Source organism: Calditerricola yamamurae (assembly GCF_054654135.1).
In genome coordinates this window covers 249,828-265,945 of the sequence record NZ_BAAIFH010000003.1, presented here as the reverse complement: position 1 = coordinate 265,945, position 16,118 = coordinate 249,828, and the positions used below count along the sequence as shown (strand labels likewise).

Here is a 16,118-nt window from a genome sequence, read left to right as displayed (position 1 = left end):
CAGGATTTCATTGGACCGCCGTCGAACCCCACGCGTAAGATATCAGACATTGGAAGGGTCGGGCGGGGATGGTGGAGGAGAAGAAGAAGGCCGTTGAAACGTTTGTCCGCGGCGGCGATGTGGTTTGGGTTACGTATGTGGACGGACAGCGGCGACAGGTTACGGAGCGGGGAAAGTTCCTCTATCTCGTGGGCGATGCGGCGGTGTTTGTGGGCCAGCGGGAAGGCCGCCCCATCGTCCTCCATTTCCGCCGCATCCTGCGCATCGAACCGTTCTATCGCGGCATGAGGCGGGAACGATAAGAACGGGGGGAGAGCCCCCGATGGCCGGCTCCCGGTTGAGCCGGCGCTTTTATTTCCGACCTTTACACACGGAATTGCCATCGGTATAATACCGGTGAGACCTCGGGCAAAGGAGCGGGCGTCCATGGATCTGTTCGACTACGCCGGGGAAGCGGAGCGGCAGCGCCTGGCCCCCCTGGCGGCACGTATGCGGCCGCGTACGTTGGAGGAGTTTGTCGGTCAGCAGCATATCCTGGGGGAAGGGAAGCTGCTGCGCCGGGCCATCGAGGCCGACCAGCTGTCGTCGCTCATTTTTTACGGCCCGCCCGGAACGGGGAAGACGACGCTGGCCCGCGTCATCGCCAACACGACGAAAAGCCACTTTACCGATCTCAACGCCGTGACGGCTGGCGTCGCCGATATCCGGAAGATTGTCGACGAGGCCAAGGCAAGGCTTGGCATGTACGGCCAGCGCACGATCCTGTTTATCGACGAGATCCACCGCTTCAACAAGGCGCAGCAGGACGCCCTCTTGCCGTACGTGGAAGAGGGGACGGTGGTGCTCATCGGGGCGACCACGGAAAACCCCTTCTTTGAAGTGAATGCCGCGTTGCTGTCGCGGTCGCAGATCTTTCCGCTTCATCCCCTTACGGAGGAGGAGCTGCGCCTCATCGCCGAGCGTGCGCTCAGCGATGCGGAACGGGGACTGGGCGCGCTCAACATCCGCATGGACGACGACGCCCTGGCCCACCTGATCCGCTATGCAGACGGGGATGCCCGGCGCCTCTTGAACGCCCTGGAGCTGGCCGCCCTCACCACACGGCCAGGGACCGACGGCGTCGTGCACATCACCCTCGACGTGGCCGTGGAGTCGATCCAGCGCCCCGCGGTGCGTTACGACAAGTCGGGCGACAACCATTACGACACCATCTCGGCATTCATCAAATCGATTCGCGGCTCCGATCCCGACGCGGCGCTGTACTGGCTGGCGCGCATGCTCGACGCCGGGGAGGACCCGCGCTTCATCGCCCGACGTCTCGTCATCTCCGCCGCTGAGGACATCGGCAACGCCGATCCCCAGGCCCTGCAGGTGGCGGTGGCCGCCTTCCACGCCCTAGAACTGGTGGGCATGCCGGAGGGACGCATCCCCCTGGCCCAGGCGGTCACCTACTTGGCCACGGCACCGAAGAGCAACGCGTCCTACGTGGCCATCAACGAGGCGTTGCGCATGGTGCGCGAGGAAGGCCACCGTCCGGTGCCGCCGCACCTGCGCGACGCCAATTACAAGGGGGCGGCGGCTCTGGGACATGGTCAGGGGTATCTGTACCCCCACGACTACCCGGACCATTTCGTCCCGCAGCGCTACCTGCCCGAGGGCGTGGACGCCGTGTTTTACCGTCCGTCGAAGAACGGCTACGAGCGGGAGATCGGCGAGCGGCTGGCGCACTGGCGGGCCCGCCAGCGGGAGGGCGTATAGGAGACGAGCGCGCCGCAAACACTTGAGGTCATACGGGAAAACATAATGGGCGGCCTGCTCCAGAGCGTACGGCAGACCGACAAGAAGGGGTGGGAGTGTTGAAGGTTTCCACGCGAGGACGCTACGGGCTCACCATCATGATGGAGCTGGCGCGACGTTATGGGGAAGGACCGACGTCACTTCGGATGATTGCCCAGAAACATGACTTATCTGAGCATTACCTTGAACAACTGGTTGCCCCGCTGCGCAACGCCGGTCTGGTGAAGAGCGTGCGCGGGGCCCACGGCGGTTACATGCTGGCGCGTGAGCCGGAGCGCATCACCGCCGGGGACATCTTGCGCGTGCTGGAAGGCCCGCTGTCCCCGATCGACGAGGAAGAGGACGATCCGGCCAAGCGGGAACTGTGGATGCGCATTCACGACAAGGTGACGGAAGTGCTCGACACGACGACGTTGGCCGACCTGCTCACCTTTGGCAAGGAAGGGGACGAAGACTACTACATGCTCTACATCTGACGTTGGAGGCGTAGGACATGACCACCATTTACCTGGACCACGCGGCGACGACGCCCGTGCACCCGGACGTGGTCGCGGCGATGGTGCCGTATTTTCAGGAACACTTTGGCAACCCGTCGAGCATCCATGGCTTTGGGCGCAAAGTGCGCCTTGCCATCGAGGATGCCCGGGAGACGGTGGCGCGGGCACTGGGTACCGAACCGTCGCGCATCGTCTTTACCAGCGGCGGCACGGAGGCCGACAACCTGGCCCTCTTCGGCCCCGCTTTTGCGCATCGAGGCGCAGGCAAAACGCACCTCGTGACGACGGAGATCGAGCATCATGCCGTCCTGGAGACGTGCCAGCACCTGGAGCGCCTCGGCTTTTCGGTGACCTACCTGCCCGTCGACCGTACCGGGCGGGTCAACCCCGACGACGTTGCCCGGGCCATCCGTCCGGAGACGGTGCTCGTCAGCGTGATGTACGGCAACAACGAAGTGGGGACAATCCAGCCCGTGGCCGAGATCGGCCGCATCTGCCGCGAGCGCGGGGTGTATTTCCACACCGACGCCGTGCAGGCCTTTGGCGTCGAGCCGATCGACGTGGCGACCCTGCCGGTTGATCTCTTGACGATTTCGGCGCACAAGATCGGCGGTCCCAAGGGGGTTGGGGCCCTGTACGTGCGGCGCGACGTGGTGATGTTCCCGCACCTCTTCGGCGGCGCCCAGGAGCGCAAGCGGCGGGCGGGAACGGAAAACGTGCCCGGCATCATCGGGTTTGCCAAGGCCGTAGAGATCGCGATGGCCGAGCGCGCGGCGCGGCGGGAACGCTATCTCGGTTTCCGCCGGTTGATGCTGTCGGTGTGGGAGGCGCGCGGCATCGACTACGTCCTCAACGGCCACCCCGAAGCTTTCCTGCCCCACGTGCTCAACGTCAGCTTCCCGGGGGTGGACACGGAAACGCTGCTGATGAACCTCGACTTGGCGGGGATTGCCGCTTCCAGCGGTTCGGCCTGCACGTCGGGCTCCCTGGAGCGATCCCACGTACTGAAGGCCATGGGCTTGCCCCCCGAGGTGGTGGGCTCGGCGGTGCGCTTCAGTTTTGGACCGGCGAACACCGAAGAGAACGTGCGCGAGGCAGCAGAGCGCGTGGCCGAAATCGTTCAGCGTCTGCGCAGGCGGAAGTGAAGCGAAGGCCGGGGTCACGCCGGGGAACAGGCGAGGATCAAAACGCGCAATGCGGCTCCGATCAGAGGGGTTTTCTCACACGAAACATCAGGTATACTAAAGGTTAAGAACCAAAAGAAATCCGAGGAAGGGCGAGGTGGGGATCATGTACGACGTGGCTGTGGTGGGCGCCGGTCCGGCCGGAGCCAGCGCCGCCTTGTTCCTGGCCAAAGCCGGGAAGAAAACCGTTGTCATCGACAGCGACCAGAGCATCACGAAGCGGGCCTGGATCGAGAACCATTACGGCGTCGAGGCCATCACCGGTCCGGAACTGGTCGAGCGGGGGAAGCGGCAGGCGGCCAAGTTTGGCGCGGAACTGGTGACGGGGAAAGTGACGAACATCGTCAAGAAGGACGACGGATTCCGGTTGGAGACCGAAGACGGGAAGGCGTATGAGGCGAAGCAGGTGATTTTGGCTACGGGGATTGCCGTCGAGCTGGCGGAAACCGTCGGCATCCGGACCAAACCCGGAACGGAACCGCGGATCAAGACGGTGATTGACGTGGATCCGGCCGGAAAGACGAACATCCCCGGGATCTGGGCGGCGGGTACCGTTGCCGGCTGCAGCGTGCACACGATCATCACCGCCGGCGATGGTGCGCGCGTGGCCATCAACCTCATCAGCGAGCTGAACGGCGAGCGCTATGTGGACCACGACGTGCTGAAGGCATAGCGTACCGGTGCATGGAGGAGGGAGCCGACCGCTCCCTCTCTCTTTTTCGCTGTCCCTGTGTGTGGTGTCTCGGTTCCGTGGCGGGTGGTGCACCACCGAATGTGGTACAATAAAAAAACAGGCTGTTCGCTGTCTCGTGGCGGGCAGCTGCACGAAGCTTGGAAGGTTTCCCCGGTCGGGGATTGAAGGAAGGGATCCTTTTATGACGAAAAAAGTCGTTGTGGCCATGAGTGGCGGCGTCGACAGCTCGGTCACGGCCGCGTTGATGAAACAGGCGGGCTATGAGGTGATCGGCATCACCATGCGCCTGTACCAGCCGGATGATCCGCTGGAGCAGGCCAACTATACCGGGGGCTGCTGTTCCCTCGACGATGTGTACGACGCCCGCCGCGTATGTGAGCAGCTCGGCATTCCGCACTACGCCGTCAACTTCAAGCACGAGTTCAACGAAAAGGTCATTGCCTACTTCGAGCGTGAATACAAGCGGGGACGCACGCCCAACCCGTGCATCGCCTGCAATATCTACATGAAGTATGACCTGCTCCTGCAGAAGGCCCTGGATCTGGGTGCCGATTACCTGGCCACCGGTCACTACGCCATTCGCGAATACGACGAGGCGCGGGGCCGCTATGTGCTGAAGAAAGGGGTTGACCCGCGCAAGGACCAGTCCTACGTGCTCAGCCATATGACGCAGGAGCAGCTCAAGCATACGCTGTTTCCGCTCGGCCGGTACCGCAAGGACCAGGTGCGCCAGATGGCCAAGGAATTCGGCCTGCGCGTGTACAGCAAGCCGGACAGCCAGGAAATCTGCTTCATTCCCAACAACGACTACCGGTCCTTCATCCTGAAGCGGTCCAAGGACGAAATCCGGGAAGGGTACATCTACGACACGAAGGGGAACATTGTCGGCAAGCACAAGGGCATCCCCTTCTACACCATCGGCCAGCGCCGCGGGCTGGGCCTCAACCTGGGCCGTCCGGTCTTTGTGGTGGACATCATCCCCGAGCGCAATGCCATCGTTGTCGGAGGCCCGGAGGACGTCCTCGGCACGGAGCTCGTGGCCGACAGCGTGAACTGGATCGCCATTCCCGAGCTTACCGAGCCGATTCGCGTGGAAGCCAAGATCCGCTCTCAGGCCGAACCCGCCCCGTGCACCGTGACGCCCCTTGAGGACGGGCGCGTCCACGTCCGTTTTGACGAACCGCAGCGGGCGATCACCCCGGGTCAGACTATTGCCTTCTACGACGGCGACCTGGTCGTCGGCGGGGCGATCATCGACAAGCGCATCCTGCCCCAGGCGGAAAACCCGGCGGAACCGGCGGTGCCGGCGACGCCGTAATGGCGCGCCATTTCCCTTCAACCGGCTGCTCCTCGTTACCCGTGTGGGAGCCGCTCGGCATGGTGGGGCCATTCCCCCTTGCCGGGCGGCTCCTTGTTTTCGACATGTGTTAGAATGGACAGGGAAACAATGGGACGCGGAGGGACGGCCATGCGCCGGGACGCGGAACAGATGGCCCTGTTTGGCGGCGGCTTTTTGAAGGGGGAAATCGTTCACGAGATCTTTCATAATGACGAGACGCTGTATACGGTGGCCCGGATCAAAGTGCTCGAGGCGTCGGAGGAAGGCGCGCCGGACGAGGCGGTGGTAGTAGGGCATTTTCCACGCCCCCATCCCGACGAGCAATACGTCTTCTACGGCGAGTGGGTCGATCACCCCAAGTTCGGCCGCCAGTACCACGCCCGCCGCTTCGAAAAGGCCGTGCCCAAGACGCGTGCCGGCCTCATCAAGTACCTCTCCAGCGGCCTGTTTCCGGGCGTAGGGAAGAAAACGGCGGAGAAAATCGTCGACCGTTTTGGCGAACAGGCCCTCACCATCATCGCCCAAACCCCGGAACGGCTCGAGGAGATTCCCGGCCTGTCGACGGCGAAAGCGCGCAAAATCCACGAGGCCGTCCTTGAACACCAGGCCCTGGAGCAGGCCCTCGTTTTCCTCTACGAATTCGGTATCGGCACGGCCCTGGCCCTGCGCATCTACCAGGTGTACCGCCACGACACCCTGCGGGTGCTGCGGGAAGACCCCTATCGCCTCATCGTCGACGTGGAGGGTGTCGGCTTCAAGCGGGCCGACGAGATCGGCCGGGCCGTGGGCGTCGCGGTGGATTCGCCGCGCCGCGTGCGGGCGGCCTGTCTCCACCTGTTGCAGGAGGCGGCCCACGGCGGCGGGCACGTCTTTCTCCCCGTTCCCGAGCTGGTGGGGCGGGCGGTGCGCCTCCTCGACGAAAGCGGCGACCACCGTTTCGCCGACGCCGACGTGGAGCGGGAAATCCTCGCCCTGCATGAGGAAGGACAGGTGGTGGTGGAGGGGTCGAGTTGTTACCTGCCGTCCCTCTACTGGGCCGAGGTGGGGGTGGCCCGCCACGTGGCCCGGCTGCTGGCGACGCCGGCGGTGGAGCGCTTTTCCGATGACGAGGTGCGCACGGCCCTGGCGGCGGTGGAGGACGAGATGGGCCTTCGCTACGCCCCGTCCCAGCGCCTGGCCATTGAGACGGCGGTGCGCGAGCCGCTGATGATCCTCACCGGCGGGCCGGGGACGGGCAAGACGACGGTGCTGCGGGGCCTGTGCCGCCTCTTTGCGCGGCTGTGGAATCTGCCCCTCGACCCCGCCGCCTACCGCGCGCCGGGCAGTCCGCCCTACCCGATCCTGCTGGTGGCCCCCACCGGACGCGCCGCCAAGCGGATGGGCGAGGCCACCGGTCTGCCGGCGATGACGGTGCACCGCCTGCTCGGCTGGCGCGGCGACGCGGTGGAACGCGACGCCGACAATCCGCTGGAAGGGAAGCTTCTCATTGTCGACGAGACGTCGATGATGGACATCTGGCTGACCAACCAGCTGCTCCGCGCCGTGCCCCGCGGCATGCGTGTCCTCTTCGTCGGTGACGCCGACCAGCTGCCGTCGGTGGGCCCGGGCAACGTGCTTGCCGACCTCATCGCCTCGCAGCGCGTGCCCGTGGTGCGCCTCACCGACGTGTACCGGCAGGCCGAAGGCTCGTCGATCATTCGCCTGGCCCATGCTGTGAAGGATGGGGCGCTGCCCGACGACTTCGCCGCTCCCTTTCCCGACCGCCGCTTTTTTCCCTGCAGCGGCGAGACGTGCGTCGACGTGATCAAGCAGGTGTGTCTCGCCGCCCTTGGTAAGGGGTACACGGCACGGGACATCCAGGTGCTGGCCCCGATGTACCGCGGCCCCGCCGGCGTCGACCAGCTCAACCGCGAGCTGCAGGCCCTGTTCAATCCGCCGGCGCCGGACAAGCGCGAGCTGGAATGGGGCGAGACGGTGTTTCGCGTGGGGGACAAGGTGCTCCAGCTGGTCAACAACCCGGAGGAACAGGTATTCAACGGCGACATCGGCGAGGTGGCGGCGATTTTGTCGCCGGAGGAGACTGGGGAGCGGGAGGCGGTTCTGGTTGTCCGGTTTGACGCGCACGAGGTGCGCTACCGCCGCAGCCAGCTGCACCAGCTCACCCTGGCCTACTGCTGTTCCATCCACAAGGCGCAGGGCAGTGAGTTTCCGATCGTGATTTTGCCCCTCCTGCGCGCCCACTGGCGCATGTTGCGCCGCAACCTGTTGTACACCGGCATCACCCGCGCCAAATCGTACCTGATCCTGTGCGGCGAGCAGGCCGCCTTTGCCCACGCGGCCCGGTGCGCGGATGACCGCGAGCGGTTTACCGCGCTGTTGGAGCGGCTGGCGCATGCGGTGGACGGTGTACCAGACGAAGGAGAGGATGAAGCCGCGCCGGATGGGCAGACTAACGGGTAAGCGGGGTTTGGCGCAGGCGGGAGCGGGCGAGCGCATCCCTTTCCCGGTCAACCATGCAAAGCACGTATGTTGCGTTTCGAGCGCGCGGAATAGGACGGGAATGGTCTGGCAATCCTGATACCGATCGTTTTCATCTGGATTTTCACGATCGGGAGGCCAGACCATGTGGCAATGTCCGAACTGCAAGGGAAAGGATGTCGGGAAAGTGGGCAGCCGCCAGTTCTATTGCTGGAACTGCCTCATCGAATACAGTGTGAGCGGCGGACAGGTCCATGTATACGAGGTGGAAGAGGACGGTTCGCTCAGCTCCCTGGACGATCTGTTTGCGCCCGAGGAACTCCGCCTACAGCCGTAACGAGGAAGGAGGAGGCCGATGAACGGCAAAGGCTGGCTCGTTACCGCACTGGCCGGCGGCCTGCTGATGATGGCGGCGGTGATGGTTGCGCGGCGAAACGCGTCGCCCGCACCGTGGAGGCGGATGGTGCGCATGGGACGGTGGGCGGTGCGCATGGCGCCGGTGTGGCGGATGGTGCCCATCGCCTCGGGCATGCGACCCTTGTTGTCGGCGCGCCTCATGGGCCGGGCCGGGCGCCAATTGGCCCGCCTGTGGCGATGAACGGAACGGGGGAGTGCGCTGGGAGTGGAAGGAAAGCCCTTTGAACCTGGGTTCAGAGGGCTTTTTTTGAGGGAAGGGAGGTGCGGCCGTGGAAGGTGGACGCGTGGCGCGTAACGGAAGATGGCTGGTGGCGGCGGGGGGAATCCTCCTTGCCGTGTATGGGCTTACCCTCGTCATGCCGGTGTTGTCGAGAGTCTTTTCCTTTCTGCTCACCCTCGCCACACCCTTTGTGCTGGCCTTTATCATCGCCTATTTGCTCCATCCCCTCGTCCGCCGGTTTACACGCCGCCGCGTGCCCCGCCCCGTCGCCGTTATCCTGGCGTACACATTGTTTCTTGCCGTGGCCACAGTGGCGGTTCTCCGCGTTGCGCCCGAAGTGGTGGTGCAGATGCGCGAACTGGCCCGGCAGCTCCCGCAATGGGCGACGGCGTACCAACAGTGGCTCGACTGGTTCCACTTGCAGGTGTACCAGCTCCCTGACGGCATCCGCCAGGGCATTTCCGCCTCCATTGCCCATATGGAGACGCGCACCCAGCGGTGGATGATGTCGTGGCTGAACGGGCTGGATGATCGCTTCAAGCAGGCCATGGTCCTGTTTGTGGCCCCCTTTATCGCCTATTACATCCTGCGGGATTACGGGCGCCTCAAGAAAACGGTGTTGGAAGTTGTGCCCCGACACCATCGTCGCCGCGTGCTGCGCGTATTGCGCGACATCGACCGCACCCTGGGCAGCTACATCCGCGGCCAGCTCCTCGTTTGCCTTGTGGTTGGCGTGCTGGCGTACATTGGCTACCGCCTGATTGACCTGCCCTACCCCCTCTTTTTGGCGGTGATGGTGGGGATCACGAACATCATCCCCTATTTCGGCCCCATCCTCGGCATGATTCCGGCTCTCCTTGTCGCCGTCACCGTGTCCGGTAAAATGGCGCTGATGGTTGTGGCGGTCAACTTTGTCATCCAGTTTATCGAGGGCAACATCGCCTCGCCGCTCATCGTCGGCCGTACGCTGCATCTGCACCCGCTGTGGATCATCTTTGCCCTTTTGGCCGGCGGCGAGCTGGGCGGCATCGTGGGGATGATCTTTGCCGTGCCGGTATTTGCCGTGCTGAAGGTGCTCGTGCAGCATGCGGTGATGTATGCGGCGGTGAGGAGGTAGCGAGCCGGTTGCTGTGGAAGGTTGCTTACATTCACACCAGAACGAATCAAACGAGTGAAGAAAATGATGTTAATATTTTTATCATATGTTAATAATACCTTGACACTGTCAAAAAAACGTCACATAATGAAAGTGAAAGCTGTTACACGAAAATCGCCAGGGATTTAGAAGGAACCATTCCAGGTAACAGACTTGCAAACAAGGAGGCACCCAACATGCAACGGTTTGAAGAATTGAACAAAAGTTTCATTAATGGGGAATGGGTCGAAGGTTAAAGTGAACGTACGTCTGATATTTTGAATCCATATGATAATTCTGTAATTACGACCGTTCGTCTGGCTTCGAAAAAACAACTTCAAGAGGCGTTTGAAGTTGCCCAACGGGCGCAAAAAGAATGGGCGAAGTCGACTGCTGAGGAGCGGAAACAGGTCCTCCGCAAGGTACTCGCGTACTTCAAGGAGAACCGCGAAGCGATCCTCTCCCTTCTGGTCCGGGAAACCGGCAGCACCGTGTTGAAGGCAAACATCGAGATCGACATGACGATTGCCGAACTGCAAGAGGCACTGAACTACGCGGATGAGATCAACAAGGTCCGTGAAGTGCCCTCTGTGGTGCCCGGTAAGGTCAACCGCATCTATCGCCTGCCGATTGGCGTGATCGCGTCGATTTCGCCCTTCAACTTCCCGCTGTACCTCTCCATGCGCACCATTGTCCCGGCAATCGCGCTGGGGAACGCGGTGGTGCACAAGCCTGATCTCCAAGTCGGCCTGAGCGGGGGTTCCGTGATCGCCAAAGCCTTTGAAGAAGCCGGGCTGCCCAAAGGGGTGCTCAATGTCCTGCTGACGGAAGTCGCGGAAATCGGCGACGACATGCTCACCAACCCGATTCCGCGGTTGATCAGCTTCACCGGTTCTACCGCTGTGGGCCGGAAGGTCGGGGAAATCGCCGGTCGGAACCTGAAACGCGTGGCCCTGGAACTAGGTGGAAATAGCCCCTTCGTGGTGCTGTCCGACGCCGACGTTGACAAGGCCGTCGAGGCGGCGGTGTTCGGTAAGTTTGTCCACCAAGGCCAGATCTGTATGGCCATCAACCGCATCATCGTCCACAAGGACAAGTACGACGAGTTTGTTGCCAAGTTTGTAGAGAAGGTCAAGACCCTGCCCTGCGGCGATCCGTCCGATCCGAAGACGATTGTTGGCCCGATCATCAACGAACGGCAGATGCAAAAGGCGCTGCAGGTCATCGAAGAAGCCAAGCGCGAAGGCGTCAAGGTGGCCCTGGAGGGTAAGCGGATCGGGAATGTCCTCACCCCGTACGTTTTCGTGGATGTAGACAACTCCAGCAAGCTGGCGCAGACGGAACTGTTCGCCCCGATCGCGTCGATCATTAAGGCCCGTACCGACGACGAAGCGATCGCCATGGCGAACGATACCGAATACGGCCTGAGCGCTGCAATCTTCACGTCTGACATCGAGAAGGGCGAAAAGCTGGCGCTTGAAATCGACAGCGGCATGACGCACGTCAACGACCAGACGGTGAACTGCGAACCCAACACGCCCTTCGGCGGGAACAAGTGCAGCGGCGTGGGCCGCTTCGGCAGCCCGTGGATTGTGGAAGAGTTTACGATTCCGAAGTGGGTGTCGGTGCAACCGAATTACCGTGAATATCCGATTTAACGGAGCAAGTAAACGAAAACCGGGTACCGTGGCGGTGCCCGGTTTTCTTGTGGTGCGCCCGGCATGGGCGCTGTCTATAGGATGGAAGTCCCGAACGGCGAAGGCGGCAGTTGCCGTTAGCTTAAGGCAAGGGCATCCGTCGTGAAGCGGAGTCTGAAGGAAGCCAGTGGCAAACTTCCGGCCCGACGAACACAAGGAAAGGGGTGGGTGCGACAGGGTTCGCGAGAAGGGCGACGACAGCCGAAAATCCCGAAAGGGAGCTGCCTACGGGAGGAAGCGGTGAACCTGCGGGGGACCGTAGAAGTTGCGCCGTGTTGAGCAGAACAAGGGTGCACCAGGGGTTGACAGGATGGAGGTGAAAGACCTCCGAGCCTATCTCGTCAACCACTGGACACGCATCCGCGAGGAGCTGCTTGCGGGAACCTATCGGCCGACTCCGGTCCGTCGAGTCGAAATCCCGAAACCCGGTGGCGGTGTGCAACTGCTGGGGATCCCTACGGTGCTGGACCGCCTGATCCAGCAGGCCCTCTTGCAAATCCTCACGCCCATCTTTGACCCAGGGTTCTCTGATGCCAGCTTTGGTTTCCGGCCGGGACGCAGCGCGCACCAAGCGGTGCGCCGTGCCCAAGGGTATGTGGAAGCCGGCTATCGCTATGTGGTGGATATGGACCTGGAGAAGTTTTTCGACCGGGCGGGCCACGACATCCTGATGGCCCGGGTGGCCCGCAAGGTGAAGGACAAGCGCGTCCTGAAACTGACTCGGGCCTACCTCCCTGGTGTCATGGTCATATGTAAAGAGCCGTCGGGCAGGCGAACGCGTCATGGCCAGCATTCGGAGGTTTGTCGAGGGACGGCTAAAGCTGAAGGTCAACCTGGAGAAAAGCGCGGTGGATCGCCCGTGGAAACGCAAATTCCTGGGATTCTCGCTCACCAGCGAGAAAACGCCGCGCATCCGCCTGGCGGCGGAAACCGTCAAACGGTTTAAAGCGCACATCCGAAACCTCACCCGTCGGAACCACAGCGTTAACATGGAGGAGCGAATGGAGCGGCTGAATGCCTACCTGCGGGGGTGGATCGGCTACTTCCGCCTGATTGACACCCCAAGCCCACTCCAATCCCTGGATGAGTGATCCGAAGACGGTTGCGGATGTGCCTCCTAAAGCAATGGAAAAGACCGAAGACGATCCGCCGAAACCTGATAGCTCTTGGGTTGCCGCCTGGATGGGCGAAAATGCTGAGTGGTTCCCGAAAGGGATACTGGCGCCGGGCTTTTTCTCCACAAATGAATAAGGCCACCGGCCTCGCTTACTGGCGAGAACGGGGCCTCTTCAGTTTAGCCGACTTGTACGCTCAGCTTCGTCAATCCTTGTGAACCGCCGTATACCGAACGGTACGTACGGTGGTGTGAGAGGACGGGGGTTAGCCGCCCCCTCCTACTCGATTTAATGACGTAATCATTTTTTTATGTGTGCTATTTATCTGTTAAGGCGTTCAGAGAGGAAATAAGGGGGGTGACTATTATTAGATGGATATGTTCTCTATCGACGCTTCATGGTTTCAAGATCTTGGCGATGTATTCTCCCCGTTGGAAAATTAATGGATACTCCTGTTCCAATTGGGCTTCCGAACGACCATTGGCATCCTTGATTTGAGAGGCAGGCGTAGTGGTAAGCAGATAGCCTTCCAAGTGAATTCGCTTACTTTGAAATTCGTGTTGGCGGCTGAGATTCTTCAGGGCCTTCAGAGCTTCAAATTTGTCTTCGCTTCCGGAAAGTCCGTCATGATGGAGACCGTGAGGATCCACGAAGATCACGCGGGTTGTGCCGGTTAGCGGGTTGTACAGCCAGAGGATGAAATCCGGGTAGAAACCGCTGCGGTGGAAGAGACCGATGCCATTGCGGGCCAGGTTGCGCAACACATACAATTCACAACCCCGAAACGTAGCCGTGTGACAATGCTGTTCCCAGAAAGCGCGTAAGTCTTTGATAAACCGCTGCTCATCACGGTTTAGTGCAGGAGGATGGACAGAAACATCCTGCTTCCACTGCTGTTCACCTTCGATGAGAAGGGGATTGAATAGACTACGATCAAAATACAAGCGGGGCAGCGGTTCGCCTTCATCTTGCGTGGGAAGTTTTGTCTGGAGCAGGTTTTCAATCTGCTTGAGCAGATCCTTTCCTGTGACCCGAATTCGGTATTCATACAGAACCCGCGGATCCTCGGCGGTTAGGTAAGCCGGTTCCACGTTCTGGCTCTCGGCTTCTCGCTCCTTCATGCGCACGAAACGATCCATGTACGTTTTGAGGGCTTGAGTGGCGACCAGTTGTAAGCGCTCGGGAGTGCAATCGTTTTGCAGCAACATTGCGCGGCATCGTTGTTGCACGACCTGATTCACAGCCTTTGGCGTGATGTACAGATTGGCGTAGCCGCGCATTTTTTTGTGTTCCAGTGCTTCCAGGTAGAGGGCTTCGTAATCTAGCACCGAAGCGAATTGGGGCTGTCCAAAATCCACGTTTACTACATCGGGTACGTATCCTCTTGTCTGAACGATGCGGGATTGCTCTTTCGTTGTCGTTGTGGTAAGGGCGGATAGGCGTGGAGTCAAGTCCAGTTCGACCTCTCGGCCGCTGCTATCCAACACCCAGGTCAGATGAGACGCATCGAAGCCGGCCTTTTTCTGGGGTACAGGTAACTTCTGTACCGGCCACGGATCGATTTTTTGGGTACGTAAGATGACTTCCTTGCCCAATCCTTCGTTTTCTATGATGGTGCGGAAGATATGGATGTAGTTGGCGTTCCATCCGAAAATTGTTAACGTTTCTAGGTGCTGAATTCCTTCGGGAGGAACGTCGCCCGGTAAGGCCGCGCTGCGTTTTAAACTCATTCCTTTACCCTTAAGGCGTACGCCGCGGCCGAAGAGCTGGATGATTTGCGAACCGGCGTTTTTCCCCACGTTGAGCAAACCCATGGACGACACCCGCCACGAAGACCATCCTTCGATGAATTTCTTGGCACCAATGAGCATGTAGATTGGTGAATCGGGCGTGTCTACTAGGTTGAATTGCGATGGGCGGAAGTTGTCTTCTTGAACCTCAATGCCCAGGTGCTCGATTAGGTATTTTTTAAAGGCAGGGACATCGCCGATGTTGATGACACCGAAGTATGGCGCTTTTTCGTCGGCAGTGGAAAGGCGCAGGCCTAGTTCGCCGTCTGCCTGTTTGATTTCCCACACTTCCAAGCCGCCACTGCCGTGGAAAACTTCGGCCAGGATCCGCTCGTATACCTCCGTGGCATTCAAGCCGCGCAAATGCGCGATGTGGGGTTCGAACAGATCCTTTCCGCTTTCAGCGTTCTGGAAGCCGCTTTGACCTGCCAGGATGCGTTCCATGACCGAAACGGCCCACTCCCGCTCTTCCACGAAGCGCTTCAGGAAGGCCACCACCTCGGCCACGTCGCTTCGGCGCTTGTTGGCTTGGGTATAAAGAGCATTGACGCTGCTACCTAAAAGCACCCATAGCGGCTTTTCGATGTTGTAGGGCCGGTAGGCGACTTTGTTTTGCATATAGAGGTAGAGTTGGTGGTAGAAGGCCAGAAGCCCGCCTACCAATAGTTCGTGGGCCTGCTCGGGGCGGGAGTCCTGCAGGTTTAGCACGGTAAAGTCTTTGCCGTAGCCGTCGCCGTGGAAGTGGGCATAGGAATAGTCAAAGAGAATGGCCTGCCCGTATTCTTGAAGCAGTAGTTTTTGAACTTTCTTTCCGGAAGCAGCGATGGCCTGGGCAAACGTAGCGCTATACTCCAGCAAAAAGCCGCCTTCGCTGAGATACTTTTGACGGCGTTTCCAGGCCTGTGCTTCGCTCCCTGTTCCCTTATGGCCTTCGTCCACGATAACCAGATTGTTCTGTCCGATCTCCTCTAGCACAACGCTCACGCCGTCACGGGAGGGTTCTTCGGTTAGTTTGTGAATTTCGATGACTTTCACCTGAGGGCCGAAAAGACTATCGTGTCTGTGCCGGGCCTCGATGAACAGAGCGGCCTCGAAGCCGCTTTCCTGGAGTTCGGTCAAGTGCTGAGCAGAAAGGCCTTCGTTTGGAGTGATGAGCAGGATGTTGTCGAATCGACGAGTGTGTGGAGTGCCGGGAAGCAAGGCCTCCGGATGGCGGCCGTGTTCCAAGTAGTACAGCACTTGCCAAATGTTCACGTGCATGAGCAACGTCTTGCCGCTGCCGGTGGCCATGAAGAATGCCAGGCGGCGCAAGTTGTCGGGTTTGAAGTCTGGAAAGTCAGCTAGGTCGGGTTCTTCGTTTTGCAGATCGTGCAGAAAGCGGTTAATTTCGGCAGCAAAGGCTGCTGGGTTTTCCGTCAGATGATCGAGGAAAATCTCGGTGTAGAGTAGGGCCAGGTACTGAAAGTAGCGAAAGCCTTGAAAGCCCCGCCGTTCCTTGCGCAGGCGAGTTTCGTAGTTCATCACCCGGCGATCATACGTTTCCAGCCGGTCGCGGGGGATGCGCAAATCTGGCTGGGTGACGAGGCGCGCGAAGAAGTGGCTTTGCCCCGAGCCGTCCGGTCCTTCGGGTAGGGAGCGCAGAAGGTTTTTGAGTGTCTCGAAGTCTTCGGCGCCCAGGAGGTGGTGCATGTAGCGGTTGAGGACCAGGTGGTCTTCTAAACGTGGCATATCACACATCCCCTATCCTTTTTAGCC

11 protein-coding genes and 2 pseudogenes are annotated in these 16,118 nt (G+C 60.6%); 12 read left to right on the top strand and 1 reads right to left on the bottom strand.

The features are described from left to right. Window positions 1–68: 68 nt before the first annotated feature. From ACYQ0Z_RS01375 to ACYQ0Z_RS01320, 12 genes and pseudogenes are all read left to right on the top strand, one after another. Window positions 69–302, top strand: a complete 234-nt coding sequence (locus ACYQ0Z_RS01375) for a hypothetical protein (protein WP_459863677.1) — start codon at window positions 69–71, stop codon at window positions 300–302. A gap of 124 nt (window positions 303–426) precedes the next feature. Beyond that, on the top strand, window positions 427–1,758 hold the full coding sequence (locus tag ACYQ0Z_RS01370; protein WP_459863675.1) for an AAA family ATPase: 1,332 nt from the start codon (window positions 427–429) through the stop codon (window positions 1,756–1,758). A 98-nt stretch (window positions 1,759–1,856) separates the two neighbouring features. Continuing rightward, window positions 1,857–2,273 carry a cysteine metabolism transcriptional regulator CymR gene (gene cymR / locus ACYQ0Z_RS01365; protein WP_459863713.1) on the top strand — a complete coding sequence of 139 codons (417 nt, stop codon included), beginning with the start codon at window positions 1,857–1,859 and terminating at the stop codon, window positions 2,271–2,273. 17 nt (window positions 2,274–2,290) lie between these two features. After that, complete coding sequence (locus ACYQ0Z_RS01360) at window positions 2,291–3,439, top strand: cysteine desulfurase family protein (protein WP_459863672.1); 1,149 nt, start codon at window positions 2,291–2,293, stop codon at window positions 3,437–3,439. A 145-nt stretch (window positions 3,440–3,584) separates the two neighbouring features. Beyond that, window positions 3,585–4,151 carry an NAD(P)/FAD-dependent oxidoreductase gene (locus ACYQ0Z_RS01355; RefSeq protein ID WP_459863670.1) on the top strand — a complete coding sequence of 189 codons (567 nt, stop codon included), beginning with the start codon at window positions 3,585–3,587 and terminating at the stop codon, window positions 4,149–4,151. A gap of 202 nt (window positions 4,152–4,353) precedes the next feature. Beyond that, a complete protein-coding gene (mnmA, locus tag ACYQ0Z_RS01350; protein WP_459863668.1) occupies window positions 4,354–5,490 on the top strand; it encodes a tRNA 2-thiouridine(34) synthase MnmA in 1,137 nt (378 codons plus the stop codon). Between the two features lie 150 nt (window positions 5,491–5,640). Continuing rightward, a complete protein-coding gene (gene recD2, locus ACYQ0Z_RS01345; protein ID WP_459863665.1) occupies window positions 5,641–7,971 on the top strand; it encodes an SF1B family DNA helicase RecD2 in 2,331 nt (776 codons plus the stop codon). 163 nt (window positions 7,972–8,134) lie between these two features. Then, window positions 8,135–8,326 (top strand): hypothetical protein, encoded by a 192-nt coding sequence (locus ACYQ0Z_RS01340; RefSeq protein WP_459863663.1) that lies wholly within the window; start codon window positions 8,135–8,137, stop codon window positions 8,324–8,326. A gap of 18 nt (window positions 8,327–8,344) precedes the next feature. Next, a complete protein-coding gene (locus ACYQ0Z_RS01335) occupies window positions 8,345–8,587 on the top strand; it encodes a hypothetical protein (RefSeq protein ID WP_459863661.1) in 243 nt (80 codons plus the stop codon). Between the two features lie 88 nt (window positions 8,588–8,675). After that, the gene (locus ACYQ0Z_RS01330) at window positions 8,676–9,743 is read left to right on the top strand and encodes an AI-2E family transporter (RefSeq protein WP_459863659.1); all 1,068 of its coding nucleotides are present in this window, start codon (window positions 8,676–8,678) and stop codon (window positions 9,741–9,743) included. 215 nt (window positions 9,744–9,958) lie between these two features. After that, a pseudogene (locus tag ACYQ0Z_RS01325) lies at window positions 9,959–11,419 on the top strand (aldehyde dehydrogenase family protein). A 304-nt stretch (window positions 11,420–11,723) separates the two neighbouring features. Beyond that, window positions 11,724–12,791: pseudogene (locus ACYQ0Z_RS01320) on the top strand (group II intron reverse transcriptase/maturase). Window positions 12,792–12,968: 177 nt separating this feature from the next. Here ACYQ0Z_RS01320 and ACYQ0Z_RS01315 read toward each other — a convergent pair. Beyond that, a complete protein-coding gene (locus ACYQ0Z_RS01315) occupies window positions 12,969–16,091 on the bottom strand; it encodes a DEAD/DEAH box helicase family protein (protein WP_459863657.1) in 3,123 nt (1,040 codons plus the stop codon). Window positions 16,092–16,118 lie beyond the last annotated feature (27 nt).